Below are 20,645 nucleotides of genomic sequence, written 5' to 3'. Positions count from 1 at the left end.
AGAACGCGATGGCTGGAAACCTCGGACCGGACCCTTTGACGGCGGCGGAGCTGCGGCCTGCGCTGCCATCCGCAAAGCTGCGGTTCACGCTGACGGATGAACTGGACGGGGCGCAGGAGTGGCTGGGGCAGGACCGGGCGGTGGATGCCATCCGGATGAGCGCAACGGTCCCGCATGAGGATTTCCACGTCTTTGTCCTGGGCCAGCCCGGCAGCGGCCGCCATGCGATTGCCCAGTCGATCCTGGCCGGGATCGCGAAGGACAGGCCGGTCGCCTGCGACTGGGTTTATGTCAACAACTTCGAAATGCCGCACAAGCCGGTGGCGATCAAGCTGCCGCCCGGATCGGCCAGCCGCCTGCGCAAGATGATGGAAACGCTGGTCGATGATCTGGCGAACCAGATTCCGGCGCTGTTTGAGTCGGAGGATTACCAGACCCGGCGGCGGACCATCGAGGAGGATTTCTCGGCCGAGCATGAGCGCGAGATGTCGGAGATATTCGACGATGCCCGGACAAAAAATGTTGCCATTCTGCGCACGCCGGTGGGCTTCAGCTTTGCCGGGCATCGCGACGGCAATGTGCTGACGCAGGAGGAGTTCGAGGCGCTGACCGACGAGGAGCGCGACGCACTGGAAGAGGCGATCGAGAGCGTGCAGCAGCGGATCTCGGATGTGCTGAAATCGGTGCCCAAGCGGGAGAAGGCGCACCGGCGGCAGGTGGAGCAGCTGAATTACCAGCTGGCCGCGCGCGGGGTGGATGAGGCGATCCGCGAGGTGCAGGACGCCTATGCCGCCGAGCCGGAGGTCCAGACCTATCTGAAGGCGGTGCGCAACGATCTGGTGGAAAATGCCGAGCTGTTCCTGATGGGCGACAGCGACGATGAGTCGGGGCCGTTTCCGGTGGCGACCAGCAAGCGGTTCGAGGAGCCGCAGTTCCAGCGCTACCGGGTCAATGTGATGGTCTCCAACGGCAGCGGCTGCTCTGGCGCGCCGGTGGTCAAGGAAGAGCTGCCGACGATGGCCAACCTGATCGGGCGCATCGAATATGCCTCGGAGATGGGGGCGCTGATCACCAATTTCACCATGATCAAGCCGGGGGCGCTGCACCGGGCCAATGGCGGCTATCTGGTGCTGGACGTGCGCCAGGTGCTGAGCGAGCCGCTGGCCTGGGACGCGCTGAAGCGCTGTTTGCGGACCGGGGAGATCTCGATCTATTCGCCGGGCGAACGGCTGAGCCTGGTGTCCACGGTGTCGCTGGAGCCGGATCCGGTGCCCTTGCGCGTGCGGGTGGTGCTGATCGGGGAGCGGCTGCATTACTACCTCCTGTCGGCGCTGGACCCGGATTTCCTGCAGCTGTTCAAGCTGGAGGCCGATTTCGACGATCATCTGCGGCTGGAAGAAAGCGGCGCGGTTGAGGGCTATGCGGAGCTGATTGCGCGGCTGGCGCGGCGGGCGGGAACCCGGCCCTTGGATCAATCTGCGGTTGAAAGCGTGATGCGGGAAAGCACGCGTCTGACCGGCGATGCCGGGCGGCTGTCGCTGAATTTCAGCCGCCTGTCGGACCTGCTGCGCGAGGCGGAGTTCTGGGCGGAGAGCGGCGGCAGCGCCCATATCGGGCCGCAGCACATCGAACGCGCGGTGGCGGAGAAGGAGCGCCGGGCCGGGCGGGTGCGGGAGCTGGGGCTGGAGACGATCCAGCAGGGCACGGTGATGATCGACACGGACGGCGCGCGCATCGGCCAGATCAACGCGCTGTCGGTGCTGCAGATCGGTGATTACAGCTTCGGCAAGCCGTCGCGGCTGACGGCGCGGACCCGGCCGGGCACCGGCAAGCTGGTGGACATTGAACGCGAAACTGAACTGGGCGGGCCGATCCATTCCAAGGGGATGCTGATCCTGCAGGGTTATCTGGCGGCCACCTACGCCACCCGCACGCCGCTGTCGCTGTGGGCCAGCCTGGTGTTCGAGCAGAGCTATGGCGGGGTGGAGGGCGACAGCGCCTCGGCGGCGGAGCTGATTGCGCTCTTGTCGTCGCTGGCGGAGGTGCCGCTGGACCAGTCCTTTGCGATCACCGGGTCAGTGAACCAGTTCGGCGATATTCAGGCGATCGGCGGGGTGAACCAGAAGATCGAAGGGTTCTTTGACGTCTGCGACGGCCGCGGTTTGACCGGCCGCCAGGGGGTGCTGATCCCGGCCGCCAATGTGCGCAACCTGATGCTGCGCCAGCGGGTTGTCGATGCGGTGGAGGCGGGCCGGTTCCGGGTCATTCCGATGACCAGCGTGACCGACGGGCTGACGGTGCTGACCGGGCTGGAGGCGGGCGTGCGGGGGGCGGACGGGACCTATCCGGAGGGCAGCCTGAACCGGCGGGTGGAGGACCGGCTGCAAGCCTTTGCCGACATCCGCAAGTCCTTTGCAAAGGAGGCTGGCGGCGATGCGAAGTGATGCGGAAAAGGCGGGGCAGGGGGGGCGTCTGAGGGTGATCCTGGGCGCCAGCTGCTATCCGGATGCGGAGGCGGCGCTGGCGCTGGCGCTGGATCTGGCGCGCCAGACGGGGGCGGAGCTGCACGGGGTGTTTGTCCGCGAGACGGCGCTTCTGGCCGCGGGATATGCGCATTCGCGGGTGGTGTCCTACTCGGGGCAGCGGGAGACCGGGCTGACCGCGGGCGCGCTGGCCCGGGCGTTCCAGGCGGATGCCCGGCGGTTCGAGGGGCTGCTGGCGCGGCGGGCCAAGGCGGCGGCGCTGGTCAGCTCGTTCAGCGAGGCGGAGGGGCATCTGCAGGAGGAGCTGCGCCGCTTTGCGGCGGCGGGTGATATCCTGATTTCCGGGTTCAAGCCGATCCTGCCCGCGTCAGGCTGCATTGCCGTGATCCTGGCGGAAGGGCAGGCGGTGCCGGGCTTTGCGCTGCGGCTGGCGCGCAGCGCCCGCAAGCCGCTGGTGGCGCTGGTGGCCTGCGCGCCGGAGGCGCAGCCCGGCCCGGCCGCCGCGCCTGCCTGGCCGCCGGGCGATGTGGCGGAAACCCGGCTGTGCGCAAGGCCGGAGGTGCTGCTGCGGCAGCTTGAGCATATGAGCCCGGTTGCGGTGATCGTGGCGGCGCCGCTGGCGGGGCTGCCGCCGCCGGCCCGCATCCAGGAGGCGGCGCGCTGCCCGCTGGTCCTGCGCAGCGGCGGCTGAGGATTGATGCAAATCATTTCGGCGCGCCGCAGCGGCCCTAGACTGGCGGCGGCACGGGAGACCGGGAGGAGAGAGGCATGGAGACCAATTGCCTGCCAAAGATGGACATGAGCGACAACACCACCGGCTGCTGCCCCAGATTCAAGCCGCAGGGGTGGGACGGCCGCCACCTGCATTTCGAGAAAAAGCCGTTTGTGCGCGCGAAAACGCGCAGCCTGCTGCATATCCCGCTGAACATGGGAACGGTCTTTGCGCGGGTGCAGAAGCATATCGACGACGCCGGCGCGCAGGACCCCGAGGGCTATCTGGTCCTCAGCCGGGATCTGTCGCAGGCGGAAGCGGAGCATTTCTTTGCGGTGACCGGAAGGGTGCCCGGCGAAGAAATGAAGGAGATCACCGGCGACTTCCTGACCCGGGTGTTCGAAGGCCCGTACCGCCGGGCCAGAGACTGGATGCATGACATGGAGGTTGCCGCCGAAGCGGACGGCAAGATCGCGGGGCGCATCTACATGTTTTACACGACCTGCCCCAGATGCGCCCGGGCCTATGGAAAGAATTATGTCATCGGCGTCGCCGAGATCATTTAACGCGTCACGCAACGGGAGGTTGTTATGCAAGACCCGGAACTGGAAATCCTGATCGGCCGGCTGGAGAGCCAGCCGGATCTGACCCTGGCGGATTTCGACGGCGTGCTGCATGCGCTGGCGTTTCTGCTGCCGGATGCGGTGCCGGACGATGAGCACGCGGCGCAGCGGATCAGCACCGCGGACGGGGCGATGCATGTGGCCGACGACGCCTTTCCGGATTGGGACGTGCATATCCGCGGCCGCGCCTATGGCAAGCACGGGCGCTGGCATTGCACCTTGCGGGAGAACGACGCCCGCGACAATGATGCGGCGATCGGGGTGGGCCAGTCGCCGGTTCTGTCGCAGGCGATCCTGGCGGCGGTGCTGCGGCTGGCGATGATCCTGAAGACGGAATGACCATGCGCGGCCCGGTTCGGCGGCCCTGCGTGCTGCCAGGGAAAGGAAGCGGATGTCCCGGATTCTGACGATCACATTGAACCCGGCGGTCGATCTGGCGACCTCGATCGAGCGGGTGGTGGCGGGCCCCAAGCTGTATTGCAAGGCACCGCGGGTGGATCCCGGCGGCGGCGGGGTGAACGCGGCCCGCGCGATCCGCAGGCTGGGCGGCGAGGTGACGGCGCTGGTCGCGGTCGGCGGCGCCATGGGCGAGCAGCTGTTGCAGCTGCTGGTGGCGGAGGACGTGCTGGCGGTGGCGGTCCATGTGCCGGGCGAAACCCGCCAAAGCTTTGCCGTGACCGATGAGACCACCGGCGAGCAATACCGCTTCAGCGTTCCGGGCGAGACGATGACGGCGGAGGACGGCGCCCGGCTGCTAAGCGCGATTGCGCAGGCCGCGCCGCAGGGGGGCTATGTGGTGCTGAGCGGCGGCGTGACGCCGGGGCTGGCCGATGATTTCCCGTATCAGGTGCTGGAGGCGGTTGCGCCGCGCACGGGCAGGCTGGTGGTCGATACCTCCAAGGCGGCGCTGGCGCATCTGCTGGCCGCGCCCGGCAGGCCGGTGCATCTGCTGCGGCTTGACCAGCGGGAGGCGGAGCAGGCGGCGGGGCACCCGCTGGCGTCGGTTGCGGACAGCCTGGCGTTTGCCCAGGACCTGATCGCGCGCGGCGTGGCGGAGATCGTGGTGGGCGGGCGCGGGGCCGAAGGCTCGGTTCTGGCCACACGGGAGCAGCGGTTTTTCTGCCGCGCGCCTTTGGTCGAGGTGCAAAGCAAGATCGGGGCAGGGGATGCCTTTACCGGGGCGCTGACGCTGGCGCTGTCGCGCGGCGCGGCGCTGGATCAGGCGCTGCGCTGGGGGGTGGCCGCGGCCAGCGCCACGGTTGCGACCGAAGGCACCGCGCTGTTTGAGCGCGGTGCGGTGGAGGCGCTGCTGCCGCAGTGCGAGGTACAGGCGGTCTAGCCTGCGTCCTCGGCCTTGGCGGCGTTGCGCAGGACCTGGACGAAGCTGTCGGGGGTGACCGAGATGCTGTCGATGCCGAACGCCACCAGGCGGCGGGCATAGTCCGGGTTGTTGCTGGGCGCCTGGCCACAGAAGCCGACCTTGGACCCCGCCTTGTGCGCCTCGCGGATCACCGTTTCGATCATCCACAGCACTGCCGGGTCGTCCTCGCGGAACAGGTCTGCCAGCGCGCCGGAGTCGCGGTCGATGCCGAGTGTGAGCTGGGTCAGGTCGTTGGAGCCGATGGAGAAGCCGTCGAAGCGTTCGGCGAACTCCGCCGCGCGCAGGACGTTGGAGGGGATTTCGCACATGACGTAGACCTCCAGCCCGTCCTGGCCGCGTTTCAGGCCGTGCTCTGCCATCACCGCCAGCACCTTGTCGGCTTCTTCCGGGGTGCGGCAGAACGGAATCATCACGATCACGTTCCTGAACCCCATCTGGCCGCGCAGCCGGGCAATTGCCTGGCATTCCAGCGCGAAGCCGTCGCGGTACTCATCTGAGTAGTAGCGGCAGGCGCCGCGGAAGCCGATCATCGGGTTCTCCTCTGCGGGCTCGAAGGCTTGACCGCCCAGGAGGTCGGCATATTCGTTGGTTTTGAAATCGCTCATCCGGATGATCACCGGCTTGGGGTGGCAGAAGGCGGCGATGCGCGACAGGCCGCGGGCGAGGCGGTCAACGAAGTATCCGGTCCTGGGGTTGTAGCCTGCGGTCAGCGCCTCGATGGCGGCGCGGGTTTTTGGGTCGGTCACCTGATCGAAGCGGGCCAGCGCCATCGGGTGGACGCGCACCGCGTTGCTGATCACGAATTCCATCCGCGCCAGCCCGACGCCGTCCACCGGCAGCCGCCACCAGCGCAGCGCGGCGCCGGGGTTCGCGAGGTTGAGCATGATCTGGGTCTTGGGGCGGGGCAGGCCGGCCAGCGACTCCTCGGTGACGGCGATCTGCGACAGGCCTTCGGTCACCACGCCCTGTTCGCCGCCGGCGCAGGAGACGGTGACGTCCTGCTGGTCGTGCAGAACCTCGGTGGCGTTGCCGCAGCCGACGATGGCGGGCAGGCCCAGCTCGCGGCTGATGATGGCGGCGTGGGAGGTGCGGCCGCCGTGGTCGGTCACGATGGCGGCGGCGCGTTTCATCACCGGCACCCAGTCCGGATCGGTGGTGCCGGTCACCAGCACCGAGCCGTCCACGAAGCGGCCTATGTCATCGGCGCTTTCGATGATCGACACCCGGCCCGCGACCGCGCCGCTGCCGACGCTGAGCCCGGTCAGCAGCACCGGCCCCGGATCCGTCACCGCGTAGGAGCGCAGGGTGCCGGGGGCGGCGCGCGACTGCACGGTTTCGGGGCGGGCCTGGACGATGAAGATCGGGCCGCCGGCGCCGTCGCGGGCCCATTCCATGTCCATCGGGCAGCCATAGTGGTCCTCGATCACCTTGGCCTGGCGGGCGAGGGTCAGGATTTCCGCGTCGCTGAGCACGTATTGCGCCCGCTCGGCCTTGGAGGCGGGCACGTTGCGCGGGCTGCCGTCGCGGTCCTGGATCATCTTGACGGCCTTGGCGCCCAGCCGTTTTTCCAGGATCGGGGTCAGGCCGGGGGTGCCGAGAAAGGGTTTGAAGACCTGGTATTCGTCCGGGTCCACGGCACCCTGCACCACGTTTTCACCCAGGCCCCAGGCGGCGTTGATCAGGACCGCATCGGGAAAGCCGGATTCGGTGTCGATCGAGAACATCACCCCGGCGCCGCCGGTATCGGCGCGCACCATCTGCTGAACCCCGACCGACAGCGCCACCTGCATGTGGTCGAAGCCGTGGATCCGGCGGTAGGAGATCGCCCGGTCGGTGAACAGCGAGGCAAAGCATTTGCGGCAGGCCTCCAGCAGCGCCTGTTCGCCGCGCACGTTCAGGAAGGTCTCCTGCTGGCCTGCGAAACTGGCCTCCGGCAGATCCTCGGCGGTGGCGCTGGAGCGCACGGCGACCGGCAGGTCCGGCTGTCCCGCCGCGGCGCTGAGGCTGCGGTATTGAGCGAGGATCGCCTGCGCGGTGCGGGCGGGCCAGTTTCCGGCCAGGATCAGCGAGCGGATCGCCTTGCCCGCCTTGGGCAAGTCCGTCCGGCCTGCGTCCAGCGCGCCGAGCTGCTGGCGGATCCGGGCCTCCAGCTTATTGGCGGACAGGTAATCGCGGTAGGCCGCGGCGGTGGTGGCGAACCCCGGCGGCACGCGGATGCCCTTGGCGCCGAGCGCCTGGATCATCTCGCCCAGAGAGGCGTTCTTGCCGCCGACCAGGCCGGTATCGGCGCGGTTCACCTGGTCGAAGCTGATCACGGGCGGGGCGGGGTGGGGCATCTGGTGTCTCCGGTCCTGTGCGGGCCGGTCCATAATGCCATGAATCGCTGCGCACCGATTGATGCCGCTCAATCGGCGCGGGGCTGGCAAGGCCCGGCGCCGCATCATCCGCGGGAGTGCGGACAGGTCCGGGTTATTCGGTCTGCACCGATTGCAGATAGGTGATGAGATTGGCCAGCGGCAGGCCGGTCATCATCGGCTGGCCGCTGGGCAAGGCCAGCGCGACCTGCTGGTCGGAGTCCAGAACCGGGCCGAACAGCGGCATCTCGCCGCCGTGGGCGAGCACCGGCGCGCGGCCATCGACCTGGCGGGCGACGGCCTCCAGCGGGAAGGTGCCGCCGTTGCGGGCCGCCAGGCGGGTGAGGTCCGGTGTTTCGATGGCCAGCATCTCTGCCATCGGGCCGTTTCCGGTGGCCTCGCGGCCATGGCACTGCCAGCAATAGGTCCGGTACAGATCCCGCCCGTCCTTCGGGTCCGGCTCCTGCGCGCTGGCGGTGCCAGCGGCTGCACATATCAAGATCATCGCGCGAAAGAACACTGCTTTTCTCCTTCTCTGCCGCCCCGTGGCTGCCTCTGTGGCTGGGGCGAGTATAGCGGGCTGCGGCAGGGCGCGGCTTTAATCTGCCTCAAGTTCCTGCGCCGCCGCCAGGCGGCGGACCGGTGCGGGCCTCGGTGCGGGTCTCAGTCCAGGCCTGCATCCAGCCGCGCCTCGTCGCCGCGCGCGGTGCCGAGGTCCGCGGCTGCATTGCTGTCCAGCAGGTTCAGATGCACCCTCATGCGCCACAGGTGATAGGCCACCCGGTGCAGCCAGCGGACCGCATCGAGCCGCGTCCAGGCGATGTCGTCGGGCAGGGTGCCGTCCGCGGCCTCGGAAATCAGCCGGTCGCGTTGCGACTGCTGCTGGGCCCGCATGAGGCGGCGGAGGCGGTTCAGGGTGGTTTCGCAATGCTCGGGGCGGGTGACGTCCTCGAAGCCGGCGGTGGCCAGGGCCAGCACCCGCGTCAGCCGCCGCAGCCGCCGGTCCTTCGCCAGCTCGCTGATCCGTTCGGTCTGGGTGCAGCGGTAGAGCAGCCGGTCCAGATGGTCGAGGATGTGGTACATGCCCTTGATTGCGCCAAACTCGGGACTGGTGCTGGCGGGCAGATCGATCCTGTCGAGATAGGCACGGGTGTCCGACACGGCGGCGGCGAGGCGGTCGCGCCGGGCGCTGCTGGCGCCCGCGGCAGCGCCGCCGGTGAGGGATCGGAGATAGTCGACGGCTGCCTTGGCAAGACGGTCGACCGTGGCCTTGGCGGCGGCGGTGGCGGCGGCCGGGTCCTGCAGGATCAGGTGGTCCAGCGATTGCGTCAGCGCCGCGCCGCGGTCCGGGATCAGAACCTCGATCAGCCGCGCGAAGGGGCGCGCGAAGGGCAGGATCAGGATCACGCCCACGAGGTTGAAGAGGCTGTGGAAGGCGACCAGGGCGGTCAGCGGCTGTGCGGTCCCGTGCCAATACGCCACCGCGGCGGCAAACGGCCCGAGCAGGAAGAACGCCATGGCGCCGGTCATCAGGTTGTAGACCACATGCGCAACGCCGGTGCGCCGGGCCATGGTGCCGCCGCCCAGCGTCGCCAGAACCGCGGTGAAGGTGGTGCCGACGTCCATCCCGATGACCAGCGCCGCCGCCTGCGGGAAATTCACCGCCCCGGCGCTGAGCGCGGCCAGGGCGGTGGCGACCCCCGCGCTGGAGGATTGGGTGACCAGGGTGATCAGCACGCCGAGGGCCACCAGTTTCAGGCGGCCTGCCCAGCTGTCGGGGGGAAAATCGGCGGGGGTGACGATGCCCTGAAACGCGTCGAGGCCGGATTTCATCTGCTCGATGCCGATGAAGATCAGGCTGAAGCCCGCCAGCGCCTGGCCGAGATAGGAGACCTTGCGTCTGCCGGACAGCGCGAGCAGGGCGCCCAGCAGGACCACCGGCAGCATTGCCTGGCCGAGGTCGAGCTTGAAGCCCAGGATGGCGACCAGCCAGCCGGTCATCGTGGTGCCGATGTTGGCACCGAAGATGATCCCCAGCGCCTGCGGAAAGGTCAGCAGCCCGGCGGCGACAAAGCCGACGGCGGCGACGGTGGTGGCGCTGGAGGACTGGATCGCCGCGGTGGTCACCGCGCCGGTTGCCGCGCCGGTGGCGGGGGTGGAGGTGAAGCGGCCGAGAATGCTGCGCAGGCGGGCCCCGGCAAGTGTCTTGAGACCGCCGGTCAGCAGCAGCATTCCGATCAGAAAGAGGCCGATGCCGCCAAGCGCCGGCAACACATCCCAGTACATCTGCACCAGAGTGCCAGAATTGCGGCGGCTCAGCAATTCCGGCGCCTGCCGCCCGGTTGATGCGGGGTTGAACGGTGCGCCCGCTGCCGGGCGTAAAGGTTTCGGGCGAAGGATGCAGGGTGGAAGCTGCGAGCCTCGAAATCGCGAAACCCGCCATGCCATCCTGCGGCGCAAGGCCGAGGCCCCGCGGAGGCTGTCCGGCGGCACCAGGTTCTGTTGGATGGAGAAAGGGCCGCCTCTGTCTGCGGGGCGGCCCTTTGACCTGTGGAAATCAGCCGAAGCCCTGAAGCATTCCGCGTCCGACGAGGCTGATGTCGTCGGGGTTGATCAGGTCCTTGCCGGTCCAGCCGGACAGGTCGTATTCGCCCATGCATTGCGACACGAAGCCCTGCAGGTTGGCGAGATCGCCGTTGGCGGTGGCGTTCAGCAGGGTTTCGATGCGGATATTTTCGTAGTTGCCCGCGTAGTTGCGCTCGTAGAGCTCATGCCGCCCGCCGAACTCGGTGCCTATGGCGTCCCAGAGCAGCTTGAGCAGCTTGACCCGGTCGATGGCCGCGTAGCCATTCGAGCCGCGCACGAAACGGTCGAGGTAGGGGCGGATCGCATCGCTTTCGAAATCGGCGGCCGAGGAGGGCAGATAGATCAGTCCAGAGGCCACATGCCGTTCGATCAGCTCCTTGATCCGCCCATAGGCCATCGGCGCGAAGACGCGGTAGGCGAGGCCGACGTTGGTGTTGGGCAGATTGTAGCCGTCCGTGCCCTCCCAGGGGACCGGCGATTTCACCATGGCGTCGGACAGCCCGTGGAACAGATTGCGCCAGGCCAGCACCTCGCCCACCGCGGTTTGCACGCCGCGGAAATCCTTCGACCCCGTCGCCTCGACCGCCATGGAAAACAGCCCGGCGATGAAATCGAGCTTCACAGACAGCCGCGTCAGCCCGTGCAGGGTAAAGCGCGGCACGAAGCCCGAGGCGGGGAAGAACTGGTTGATCTTATCGGTGTCGCCATAGACGAAGATGTTCTCCCAGGGGACCAGCACCTTGTCGAAGACCAGGATCGAGTCGTTTTCATCCATCCGCGAGGACAGCGGGTAGTCGAACGGCGATCCGGTTGCGGCGGCGTTGAATTCATAGGACGACCGGGCAATCAGCTTGACCCCTTCGGCGTCCATCGGCGCGGTGAAGATCAGCGCGAATTCCTTGTCCTTCACCGGAATGCCGTAGTGGGCGATGAAGTTGTAATGGGTCAGCGCCGACCCGGTGGCAACCACCTTTGCCCCCGAGACGATCAGCCCGGCGTCAGTTTCCTTTTCCACATGCATGAACACGTCGCGGACCTCCTCGATCGCGCGGTCGCGGTCGATCGGCGGGTTGACGATGGCGTGGTTCCAGTAGTCCAGCCGGTTCTGGGTCTTGTTGTACCAGTTCAGCGCATTGCCGGCGTATTCGCCGTAAAAGCCGCTGTTGGCGCCCAGGGTGCCGAGGAAGGCAGCCTTGTAATCAGGCGACCGGCCCATCCAGCCGTAGGAGACCTTTTGCAGCTCGGCCACGGCGTCGCGGCTTTTTATCAGGTCCCCGCTTGTCTTCGAACCCAGGAAGAAAGGGTGCGTGACATTGCCCGAGCCGTTGTCGGCCTGCACGCCGATCACATCCTTGCGTTCGTGGAACTTGTCGTACCAGCGCGCCACCATGCGGGCGGAATTGCGGAAGGCGGGGTGCTTGGTCACGTCCTTCACACGTTCGCCATAGATATAGATTTCGCGGCTGTCCTGGATGCTTTCCAAGAACTCCTGTCCGGTGAAAACCTCGGTCCTGGAACCGGGAAGGGCGTCTTTGGGCATGGTCTTTTTCCTCCGATGAAGCGACGGAACGGCCAGTGTGCCATCCGCCGGGATGGCCCTGATCCTGCGTTTCTCATGGCCGGTGCGGCTAGGTATGACAGCATACCGGTGCGGGTATCGCGTCCGGCCGCCCGGCGCCGCTAAGGTCAGGCCAACCGGCAGACCGGAGGAGGAGGCCGCCATGTTTGACCAACCCGACCTGACGCACTGGCATCGCGATGTGCCGTCACTTGGCGCAAGCGTCGTTACGCTGGGTGCGTTCGACGGCGTGCATTCCGGCCACCAGGCGCTGATCGCCGGCACGGTGAGGAGAGCCCGCGCCCTGGGCGTGCCATCGGTGGTCTGCACCTTCGATCCGCCGCCCAAGGTCTTTTTCGGCCGTGCCGCGCAGCTTTGCCCGCTGGCGGAAAAACTGGCCCGCATCTCGGCGCTCGGCCCCGATCACGTCGTGGTCTTTTCCTTCGGCGAGGCGCTGCGGTCCCTGTCCCCCGAAGCCTTCATGGCCCGGCTGGCCCGCCTGCGGCCGCAGGAGATCCGCGTCGGCGGCGATTTCCGCTTTGGCGCGAAACAGGCGGGCGGCGTCAGCCTGCTGGCGCGCCGCTTCGACGTTCATATCCAGCCGCCGGTGCGCTGCGCCGCGGGCGAGGTGGTATCCTCGACCCGTATCCGCGGCCTGCTGGAACAAGGCCTCACCGCCGCTGCGGCAGCGCTTCTGCGCCCCGGCCTCAACCCGGAGACACCCGCATGACCCGGCCTGACCCCCGCCAGCTTCGCGATGCCTGCGGCCTGTTCGGCACCGGCGTCAACGTCATCGCCACGCGCCATGCCGATGGCGACCACGGGATGACCGCCAATGCCTTCATGTCGGTGTCGCTTGATCCGCCGCTGATTTGCGTCTCCATCGGGGAACGCGCGAAGATCCTGCCGCACCTGCAACAGACCGGGCGCTTCTCGGTCAGCACGCTGTCTGAAAACTCCGAGCGGCTGGCCTGGCACTTCGCGGGACGCCCGGTCGAGGGGCTGTCCAATCCATTCGAAGATCTCGACCGCCTGCCGGTGATCCGCGGCGCGCTGGCGGCCTATGCCTGCGACATCGTCAACGAGGTGCAGGCGGGCGATCACACGATCTTTATCGGCCGCGTCCGGAAGCTGGCAACCGATCCCGGGGCGCGGCCGCTGATCTTCTACAAGGGCAGTTTCGGCGCCATCGCCGGCCAGGCTCCGGCACCAGAGCTTTGCGACCCTATCGCCGAGGCGATCTGGTAACGCCCAAGACACACGCAAAAGAGGAGAGAACCGATGCGCAACATCACCCTGGACAACATCACCGAGGCCGTCACAAACGCGATGAAACCCGATATCCCAGCCCGCAACCGCGAGATCATGACCTCGGCGCTGAAGCATTTCCATGCCTTCGCCAAGGAAGTGAACCTGACCCACGGCGAATGGCTCGAGGGCTGCGAATGGATGCGCCGGGCGGGCGAGATTTCGAGCGATGCGCGCAATGAATTCATCCTGATCTGCGACATCCTCGGGGTCGAGGTGCTGGTCGACATGCTCGGCAATCAGGTCACCGAGGGCGAAAGCGAAAGCACCGTGCTGGGCCCGTTCTACCGTGAGAACCCGCCGGTTCTTCCCAAAGGCGCCAGCATTGTGCAGAAGGACTTCGAGGGTCAGCAAACCGTGCGCGTGTCGGGCCGCGTGCTGGATACCGGCGGCAATCCGATCGAAGGCGTGCAGATCGACGTCTGGGAGGATGCGCCGAACGGGCTTTATGAACAGCAGGACCCCGATCAGCCGGATTACAACCTGCGCGGCCGTTTCCTGACCGGCGCCGATGGCTCCTACGACTTCGTGGGCCTGCGCCCCGAGCCCTATCCCATCCCCTATGACGGCGCGGCGGGCGAGTTGCTGAACTACATGGGCCACCATCCGATGCGCCCCGGGCATATCCACTTCATGATCACCAAGCCCGGCTACAAGCCCCTGATCAGCCAGATCTACGACAGCGAGACCGAGTATCTCGACAACGACGCGGTCTTTGCCGTCAAGGAGAGCTTGATCGGCGACATGAAACCCGCGCCCGACGGGGCCGGCACCGACCTGGTGATGAGCTTCGATTTCCGCCTCAAGCCCGAGGCCGGGGCCCGCGCCGCGGCGGCGAAGTAACCCGTGCCTTCCCCTGGGGCGCCCGCGGGGCGTCCCTCGGGGCTTCTGCATCCATTACCAAGGAGAACCCAATGGCGTATTCCGCCGCCGAAGGTGCCGGCACCCTGCCGCAGGGGCAGGATCTGAACCGAGAGACCGCGATCCGCGAGATCCGGGCCCAGATCGTCACCCTGCCCAGCATTCGCGCGCACCGCCTGTCCAACACCGAGTTCAGCACCCGCGAGTTTGTCCTGGTCCGGGTGCGGCTGGCGAACGGCATCGAAGGCATCGGCGAGGCGGCGGTTCTGGGCGGGCCGCGATGGGCCGAGGAATCGGTGGAATCGATCCAGTCTGTGATCACCCGCTACCTTGCGCCCGCGCTGGCCGGCTGTCCCGCCGCGCAGCCCGCCGCGGTGGCGGCGCGCATGGCCCGGGCCGCCTTTCGCAACAATTCCGCCAAGGGGGCCATCGAGGCCGCGGTCTTTGATGCCCTCGCGCGCACGCTCGGGGTGCCGGCGGCAACGTTCTTCGGCGGAGCGGTTCGCGACCGGGTGCCGGTGCTTTGGGCGCTGGCCTCGGGCGATGCCGACCAGGAGGCCGAGGAGGCCCGCGCCAAGCTGGCCGCCCGTGAACACCGTGATTTCAAGATCAAGCTGGGCTTTGACAGCCCCGAGGCCGACCTGCGCCGTCTGCAGAAGCTGCGCGAGGAGGTGCCGGGCATGCGCCGCCTGATCGTCGACGTGAATCAGGCCTGGAGCGAGGCGGACTGCCGCCGCTACCTGCCTGCCTTGCAGGAACTGCAGGTCGACCTGATCGAACAGCCGCTGCCCGGCGACGATTTCGAGGGCATGGCGCGGGTGGCCGCGCGCAGCCCGATCCCGCTGATGGTTGACGAGGCGGCCTTTACCCACCGGGAAATCACCCGGGCCGGCACCATGGGCTGCGGCAGCGTCTATTCGCTCAAACTGGTCAAGAGCGGCGGGCTTATGGCGCTGTCCCAGGCGGCGAGGGTCGCGGAAAGCAGCGGTATGGAGCTTTACGGCGGCTGTCTCCTGGAAGGCTCGATCGGGGCGGCCGCGCATCTGGCGGTGTTTGCCGCATTGCCCCGCCTGCCCTGGGGGTGCGAGCATTTCGGCCCGCGCCTGCATGTCTCCGAGATCGTGCGCGACCCGCTGGTGATCGAGGATTTCCACTTGCGCGTGCCGCAGGGGCCGGGCCTTGGCGTGCATCTCGACGAAGACCGCCTGCGCGACGCCCTGCGGACATCTTAGAGCTTGTCCTGCGCGGTCGGGCGGCAAATGATGACCGAGGGGAGGAAGGCCATGGATTTCAGGCGATTGAGTTATTTCGTGGCAGTGGCTGAAGAGCTGCATTTCGGCCGCGCCGCCACCCGGCTGGGCATCGCGCAGCCGCCTCTCAGCCGCCAGATCGCGCAGCTTGAGTCCGATCTGGGCGTGCTGCTCTTCGACCGGTCGCGCAGCCAGATCCGCAGGACCCAGGCCGGGGATGCCCTGCTTAAGCGCGGGCGTGACATCATGGATCTGGTGGAGCGCGCCGAACGCGAAGTGCGCCGCATCGGCGAAGGCGCTGCGGGCCGGTTGCGCATCGCCTTTGTCGGCACCGCGAGCCACGGAGTCTTGCCCGAACTGATCCGCGAGTTCCGCAATGCGTATCCCGACATCGAACTGGCGCTGTCGGCGATGAACAATGCCGAGCTGAAGACCGCCCTGATCGCGCGCCACATCGACGTGGCCTTCGCCCGCCCGGCGCTGAGCGACGAAGAGATCCGCTGTTTTCCGTTCCACGAAGAGCCGCTGATTCTGGCTGTTCCCGCCGAGTCCGGACTGGCCCGCGCCGGGGAATTGCGCTTGGCCGGGCTGAAGCGCGAGACCTTCGTGCTCTATCCGCGCCGTCCCCGGCCCAGCTTTGCCGACCAGATCCTCGACGTGTGCAAGAAGGAAGGCTTCATTCCTGCCAAGGAGGTCCTGGCGCAGGATTTCCAATCAGCGATTTCGCTGGTCTCGGTGGGGGTCGGCATTGCGCTGGTGCCGCGCTCGGTGTCGTTGTCGCCGCGCCACGGAGTCGTGTACCGCGACTACACCGGGCACAATCCGGGCACGACGATTTCCCTTGCCGTGCGGCAGGACAACCAGGGGGTGCATACCCAGAACTTCACCTCCCTGGCCAAGAACTTTGCCCGCAGGATCCAGAAGGAAGGCCGGTGACCGCCGGCGCAGAGCGCGCCTGGCGTTTTCAAGCCGCGGCCGTTTGATGCAGGCCGAGGATGGCGCGGGTCTCGGCTGGGGTTGCCACCGGACGCTGATGCCGGGCGCAGAGCGCCGCCGCCCGGGCCACCAGTGCGGCATTGGACGGCGCCAGGGTATCGCGGTCCAGCCGCACGTTGTCTTCGAGCCCGGTGCGGACATGGCCCCCCGCCCGGATCGCCCAGTCGTTCAGCTCGATCTGGTGCCGTCCGATGCCGGCGGCGCACCACGGCGCATCCGTGCCGAACAGGCGGTGCATGGTCTGCACGTAATAGTTAAACACCTCCCGGTCGGCGGGCATGGCGTTCTGCACCCCCATCACGAATTGCACGTAGGGCCGGTCGCGCAGGCGGCCGTCCTGCCACATCCGGTGTGCCATCAGGATATGCGACAGGTCGAAGGCCTCGATTTCGGGCCGTATCCCGTATGCGGCCATTTCCGCCGCCAGCCAGTCGACCAGCTGAGGCGGGTTTTCGTAGACCCTGGCCGGGAAATTGTTGGATCCGACCGAAAGCGAGGCCATGTCCGGCTTCAGCGGCAGCATCCTGCCGCGGTCCCGGCCGGCGCCCGACCGGCCGCCGGTAGAGAACTGGACCACGATGTCCGGGCAGTGCTTGCGCAGCCCCTCCAGCAGGCGTGCAAAACGCTCCGGGCTGGAACTTGGGGTGCCGTCGGGATTGCGCACATGGACATGGACGATGCTGGCCCCCGCCTCATGCGCCGCCTGGGTGCTTTCCACCTGCTCCCCGATCGAGACCGGCACAGCCGGATTGTCGGATTTCTGCGGCAGGGACCCGGTGATGGCCACACAGATGATGCAAGGGCTGCTCATGCAACCGCCTCCCGCTCTGCCGTCATCCGCGCGAGGGCGTCGATGAAGAAGGGCCGGAACCCCTCGGGATGTTCGCTCATCGGGAAGTGGCCGAGTTCGTCCATGACCGTGCAGGTCGCGCCCGGGATCGCCGCGGCAGTGCGTTCCGCGTCTGCCGGCGTGCAGGTCAGGTCATAGGCGCCCACCAGCAGATGCACCGGGGTGCGGGCCGTATCAATCCGGTCCAGCCGTCCGGTCAGGCTGTCGTCGCGGGTGTAGAAGCTCAGGTCCCCGCGGAACACACCCGGGCCGCTCGCCATGAACATCCAGAGCGTATTCCAGCGCTCGGTCTCGGGCGCGTAGGGCGAGATATTGGCCGAAACCAGCGCCGCGCCCATCTGCCCGCCATGCGCGTCGGGCCGGTCGAACCAGTCGATGTCATACCAGGCGGGCTGGAAATCAGAGGCCTCGATGGCGATGAATCCGGAAAACCGTTCGGGATGAAGCGCCGCCAGTTGCAGGGCGATCCGTCCGCCCATGGAGCATCCGGCGAGGACGGGACGCTCCAGTCCAAGGGTTTCGCAGACGGCCAGAACCGTCGCGATGTACGTCCCGGTGGTCAGCAGGTATTCCTCCCGCTCGAACCCCTCGGGCGGGAGCGACTTGCCGTGCCAGGGCATATCGAAGGCGATCAGCCGGTGGCTGCGGGTCACGGCGGCATCGTTCATCAGGTGCCGCCATTGCCGGGTGTCGGCACCCGCCGTATGCAGGCACAAGACGGGACGGCCGGATCCGGCCTCTTCGAAATAGATCCGCTGCGGGCGGCCTTCGATCTGGACGGTGGCATAGCGCCCGGTGATGGGTTCGATACTCATGCCGCCGCCTCTCCGCGTCCGAGGGCGAGGAATTCCTTGAAGAACCGCAGGTTCTTGACCAGGCTCAGGATGTCGCCGTCGATGCGCGCCCGGTCGATCTTGACCAGGCCGAACAGGTCGTGAAATCCGGGCGCGGGCCGTGCCGTCCAGAAAGCCCGCAGCGCCGCGGCGTCGGTCCTGACAGCGAAACGCCAAGCGGTCTTGCGGCTGGGCCCCGCCTCCACGCGAACCAATTCGCCCTTCTCGAAATGAAGGTAATATTCCGCCTCGTCGACCTGCAGCAGGACCGTTTCGGAGAAAAGCCGCCCCAGCCTGACAAGATGCGGTGTCCGGCCGAGCGCCTGCTGCATCGCTTCAATTTTTTCGAGCACATCAATCTCCCTGACTGGTCCGGGAGCATGTTCGCTGTTGTCCCGGTCTGCGGCAATGCCGCGCCCGGTATCGCGCGATACCGCATTGACCGGTCTGGTTCTGAGACCGGCACCCCGCTTCCGGGGCCAGCTTTCCGGGGCCACCACTGTGCATGAGGGCGGGGCCGGGTGCCTGCCGGTGGTCCCGAACGCGGCAATCCGGTTCTGCTTGCCGGTCTCTTGCGCTTGGCGGGGCTGGACCGGCCTGTGCCCGGTTCCTTCACGCTGCGCCGCCTGCGGAAGGCGCGGCCCGATGCCCGGAGCCGGGGAACGCGGCGCTGGCTTGCCGCGTTGAGGTCCGAGACAAAAGGAGATTGGCATGAATAAGTTCGTGATCGGCGGCGCCGTGGCGCTTGCCCTGGCTTCGACATCCCTGTCCGCGGCCCCGTTCCATGCGCAGGGCGGCTTCGCCGGCTTCGGCATGGCGGACGGCGAGCAGATCTGGCTCGCCAAGGGCAACAACGGCAACGGAAACGGCAAGGGCAATGGCAACGGGGGCGGCAGCATGAAGCGCGCCGAGAAGGGCAAGGGCAACCCCGGCAACGGGAACGCCAATGCCGGCAATGGACACGCCAAGCCGGGCCAGGGAAACGATCACGCCGCCAGCGGCAAGCCTGAACATGCGGGCGGCCCCAAGCCCAAGCAGAGCGGCGCCGGTGCCAGGAACGCACCCGAAGGGAACGGTGGCGGCGCCAAGGACCGCCGGGCCTTCACCGCGGCAGAGCGTGAAGAAGCCGTGCGCCGCATCGTTTCGGCACCGGCGCCGGCGGGCCGCGACATGGCGCGCGTCGCGGGTGCGGCGGCGCTCGCCCTGGCAACCCCGCAGCTGCTGGCGTCCGGCATCCCGGACGATGAGCTGATCATCTACAGCAATTGCCCGCCGGGCCTTGCAAAAAAGGATCCGCCTTGCGTGCCGCCCGGCCTGGCCAAGAAAGGCGTGACCTTTGACGAATGGGCCTCCTACGGTCACGATGGGTACGATGAGATCTGGGTGAAGCGCCGCGACGCCTGGCTGAGCGCCGAAGCCGGTGCCGATCCGGACCCCGGGCTTCTGCTGCTGCAGTCGGACCAGGTTGCGACGCTCTTCGGTCTCGATCCCGCGCCTGATGGCCAGCGGTATGCTCTGATCGACGGTATGCCGGTCCTGCTCGACGAGGAGGATTACACCTCGCTGCTTCTGGTGAACCAGATGGCACAGTTGGCAGACCTGGAGGCCGGGGTGCCGATTGCCCCGACAGCAGCCCTGACGCAGGAGGAGCTGATCAGCCTGTACCGTCTTCCGCAGCCGCGCGCAGATGAGAGTTACGCCGTGCTGAACGGGCAGCTGGTGAAGCTGAACCAGTCGGAATACGAGCTCCTTCAGATGCTCCGCATTGCGCGGGCTGTTCTGTAAGCTTCCGGGCTGACAAGCAACGGGCCCCTGATTTCTTCCGGGCCTGAGCTGTGACTGGAGCAGCCGCCGCAATCGCGGCGGCTGCTTTCAGGTCTGCCGGAAAAAATGCGGCAGCCGCATGTCTTCCGCTCGCCCGCGCGGACTGTGTGCCTGGCGGGCCGTCACCCGCGCCCGCACCGATAGCTGCGGATTTGCGGGAAAAAACTCCCTGCCATTAACCCGGTGTTTTTAAACGCAACATGCCTTCCGGCAGGATTTTCCGCCCTTGATCCTTCGGGGTTGTTAAAATTTTCCATTTGTTTTTAACCCCTTATTACCTTATCCTGTGCATATTGCAGCTGTTGGCAGCTGCGATTTCAAACTGCTCTGCAGCTTCCTGGGTACTCAGTTAAACAGGATGACAGTATGACTTACAAAGTTTCCAGAATTGCGCTTTTTGCCGGGACATTGCTTGCTGCAGCAGGCTGCAGTGTCCAGGACAGAGCAAGTGACAGCCTGAACGGAATGCACAGCACCCGGCTTCTGGTTGACGAGAGCGTGGCTGCGGGAGTGCGTGGCGGTGCTGCGTACAGTGCGGAACAAACCATGAACGCATTCTTAACGGGCTACAGCTATTGGGACAATACCCCGCGCGGCTCGGCACAGATTGCCCGCCCGGTGATCCACCGGCAGGCAGGCGGGACCGGCACCTACGAGGACCCGGTGACGCTTGCGGTCGGACATGTGAAACGGAACGGCCGCAGCTACATGGACTACCCGGCAGGCACCAAGTTCTACATCAAGAACCTGCAGCGATACGCGATTGTCGAGGATCTGTGCGGTGACGGGCCGAAACCGCAGGCCGGACCGTGCCACAGCGGCTATCAGGGCCACGACTGGCTGGATATCTACGTGGGCGGCAAGGGCATCAATGAAAGCTGGGTTGACAGCTGCATGAACCGCATCACCGGTATCCAGCCGGTTATTGTGAACCCGAGGCCAGGTTACCCGGTGTCGCCGGGAGAGATTGCTGCCAGCGGATGCGCCACGTTTTGAAGCAAAGCTGCTGTGCAGACGGTTCCCGGT

General features: G+C 67.0%; 19 protein-coding genes. 12 read left to right on the top strand and 7 right to left on the bottom strand.

Annotated elements, in window-relative coordinates; genetic code table 11:
• The first annotated feature begins 8 nt into the window (after nucleotides 1-8).
• The 5 genes from DAEP_RS0119675 (at nucleotide 9) to DAEP_RS0119655 (ending at nucleotide 5,157) form a co-directional block, all read left to right on the top strand.
• On the top strand, nucleotides 9-2,444 hold the full coding sequence (locus DAEP_RS0119675; protein WP_027245883.1) for a Lon protease family protein: 2,436 nt from the start codon (nucleotides 9-11) through the stop codon (nucleotides 2,442-2,444).
• Nucleotides 2,434-3,174 carry a hypothetical protein gene (locus DAEP_RS0119670; RefSeq protein WP_154665099.1) on the top strand — a complete coding sequence of 247 codons (741 nt, stop codon included), beginning with the start codon at nucleotides 2,434-2,436 and terminating at the stop codon, nucleotides 3,172-3,174. The genes DAEP_RS0119675 and DAEP_RS0119670 overlap by 11 nt, the downstream gene beginning before the upstream one ends.
• 77 nt (nucleotides 3,175-3,251) lie before the next feature.
• A complete protein-coding gene (locus DAEP_RS0119665; protein ID WP_008558681.1) occupies nucleotides 3,252-3,761 on the top strand; it encodes a hydrolase in 510 nt (169 codons plus the stop codon).
• A 24-nt stretch (nucleotides 3,762-3,785) separates the two neighbouring features.
• Nucleotides 3,786-4,157, top strand: a complete 372-nt coding sequence (locus DAEP_RS0119660) for a hypothetical protein (RefSeq protein ID WP_008558676.1) — start codon at nucleotides 3,786-3,788, stop codon at nucleotides 4,155-4,157.
• A 52-nt stretch (nucleotides 4,158-4,209) separates the two neighbouring features.
• Nucleotides 4,210-5,157, top strand: coding sequence for a 1-phosphofructokinase family hexose kinase (locus DAEP_RS0119655; RefSeq protein ID WP_027245881.1), 948 nt, complete (start codon nucleotides 4,210-4,212; stop codon nucleotides 5,155-5,157).
• Here the strand turns inward: DAEP_RS0119655 and ppsA are convergent.
• The 4 genes from ppsA to DAEP_RS0119635 form a co-directional block, all read right to left on the bottom strand.
• On the bottom strand, nucleotides 5,154-7,535 hold the full coding sequence (gene ppsA / locus DAEP_RS0119650; protein ID WP_027245880.1) for a phosphoenolpyruvate synthase: 2,382 nt from the start codon (nucleotides 7,533-7,535) through the stop codon (nucleotides 5,154-5,156). The two genes, DAEP_RS0119655 and ppsA, sit on opposite strands and share 4 nt — an antisense overlap.
• Nucleotides 7,536-7,668: 133 nt before the next feature.
• Nucleotides 7,669-8,058 (bottom strand): c-type cytochrome, encoded by a 390-nt coding sequence (locus DAEP_RS0119645; RefSeq protein WP_036760909.1) that lies wholly within the window; start codon nucleotides 8,056-8,058, stop codon nucleotides 7,669-7,671.
• A 158-nt stretch (nucleotides 8,059-8,216) separates the two neighbouring features.
• Nucleotides 8,217-9,839, bottom strand: a complete 1,623-nt coding sequence (locus DAEP_RS0119640) for a Na/Pi cotransporter family protein (RefSeq protein WP_036761309.1) — start codon at nucleotides 9,837-9,839, stop codon at nucleotides 8,217-8,219.
• A gap of 271 nt (nucleotides 9,840-10,110) precedes the next feature.
• Nucleotides 10,111-11,679: a 4-hydroxyphenylacetate 3-hydroxylase N-terminal domain-containing protein gene (locus tag DAEP_RS0119635; RefSeq protein ID WP_027245878.1), complete on the bottom strand. Its 1,569-nt coding sequence runs from the start codon at nucleotides 11,677-11,679 to the stop codon at nucleotides 10,111-10,113.
• 181 nt (nucleotides 11,680-11,860) lie between these two features.
• Here DAEP_RS0119635 and DAEP_RS0119630 point away from each other — a divergent pair, with 181 nt between their 5' ends.
• From DAEP_RS0119630 to DAEP_RS0119610, 5 genes are all read left to right on the top strand, one after another.
• The gene (locus DAEP_RS0119630) at nucleotides 11,861-12,427 is read left to right on the top strand and encodes a riboflavin kinase (protein ID WP_027245877.1); all 567 of its coding nucleotides are present in this window, start codon (nucleotides 11,861-11,863) and stop codon (nucleotides 12,425-12,427) included.
• Nucleotides 12,424-12,945, top strand: coding sequence for a flavin reductase family protein (locus tag DAEP_RS0119625; RefSeq protein WP_027245876.1), 522 nt, complete (start codon nucleotides 12,424-12,426; stop codon nucleotides 12,943-12,945). Before DAEP_RS0119630 ends, DAEP_RS0119625 begins: the two co-directional genes overlap by 4 nt.
• Nucleotides 12,946-12,978: 33 nt before the next feature.
• Nucleotides 12,979-13,848 carry a dioxygenase family protein gene (locus DAEP_RS0119620; protein ID WP_027245875.1) on the top strand — a complete coding sequence of 290 codons (870 nt, stop codon included), beginning with the start codon at nucleotides 12,979-12,981 and terminating at the stop codon, nucleotides 13,846-13,848.
• Nucleotides 13,849-13,919: 71 nt separating this feature from the next.
• Nucleotides 13,920-15,098: a muconate/chloromuconate family cycloisomerase gene (locus DAEP_RS0119615; RefSeq protein ID WP_027245874.1), complete on the top strand. Its 1,179-nt coding sequence runs from the start codon at nucleotides 13,920-13,922 to the stop codon at nucleotides 15,096-15,098.
• Between the two features lie 51 nt (nucleotides 15,099-15,149).
• Nucleotides 15,150-16,052 (top strand): LysR family transcriptional regulator, encoded by a 903-nt coding sequence (locus DAEP_RS0119610; RefSeq protein ID WP_008558684.1) that lies wholly within the window; start codon nucleotides 15,150-15,152, stop codon nucleotides 16,050-16,052.
• Between the two features lie 28 nt (nucleotides 16,053-16,080).
• Here the strand turns inward: DAEP_RS0119610 and DAEP_RS0119605 are convergent, their stop codons facing one another.
• Genes DAEP_RS0119605 through DAEP_RS0119595 form a run of 3 tightly spaced genes read right to left on the bottom strand, consistent with a single transcriptional unit; the run spans nucleotide 16,081 to nucleotide 18,292 of the window.
• The gene (locus DAEP_RS0119605; protein ID WP_027245873.1) at nucleotides 16,081-16,923 is read right to left on the bottom strand and encodes a 3-oxoadipate:acetyl-CoA acetyltransferase; all 843 of its coding nucleotides are present in this window, start codon (nucleotides 16,921-16,923) and stop codon (nucleotides 16,081-16,083) included.
• The gene (locus tag DAEP_RS0119600) at nucleotides 16,920-17,777 is read right to left on the bottom strand and encodes an alpha/beta fold hydrolase (protein ID WP_027245872.1); all 858 of its coding nucleotides are present in this window, start codon (nucleotides 17,775-17,777) and stop codon (nucleotides 16,920-16,922) included. The genes DAEP_RS0119605 and DAEP_RS0119600 overlap by 4 nt, the downstream gene beginning before the upstream one ends.
• Nucleotides 17,774-18,292 carry a hypothetical protein gene (locus DAEP_RS0119595; protein ID WP_342665826.1) on the bottom strand — a complete coding sequence of 173 codons (519 nt, stop codon included), beginning with the start codon at nucleotides 18,290-18,292 and terminating at the stop codon, nucleotides 17,774-17,776. Before DAEP_RS0119595 ends, DAEP_RS0119600 begins: the two co-directional genes overlap by 4 nt.
• A 214-nt stretch (nucleotides 18,293-18,506) precedes the next feature.
• On the opposite strand from DAEP_RS0119595, the gene DAEP_RS0119590 reads away from it, so the two are divergent.
• Complete coding sequence (locus tag DAEP_RS0119590) at nucleotides 18,507-19,580, top strand: hypothetical protein (RefSeq protein ID WP_027245870.1); 1,074 nt, start codon at nucleotides 18,507-18,509, stop codon at nucleotides 19,578-19,580.
• A gap of 585 nt (nucleotides 19,581-20,165) precedes the next feature.
• Complete coding sequence (locus DAEP_RS0119585; RefSeq protein WP_208855462.1) at nucleotides 20,166-20,615, top strand: hypothetical protein; 450 nt, start codon at nucleotides 20,166-20,168, stop codon at nucleotides 20,613-20,615.
• The last annotated feature ends 30 nt before the right edge of the window (nucleotides 20,616-20,645 follow it).

This window comes from Leisingera daeponensis DSM 23529, assembly GCF_000473145.1.
GTDB lineage: Bacteria > Pseudomonadota > Alphaproteobacteria > Rhodobacterales > Rhodobacteraceae > Leisingera > Leisingera daeponensis.
The sequence above is the reverse complement of the archived record's forward strand: the minus strand, read 5'-3'. Positions and strand labels throughout refer to the sequence as shown.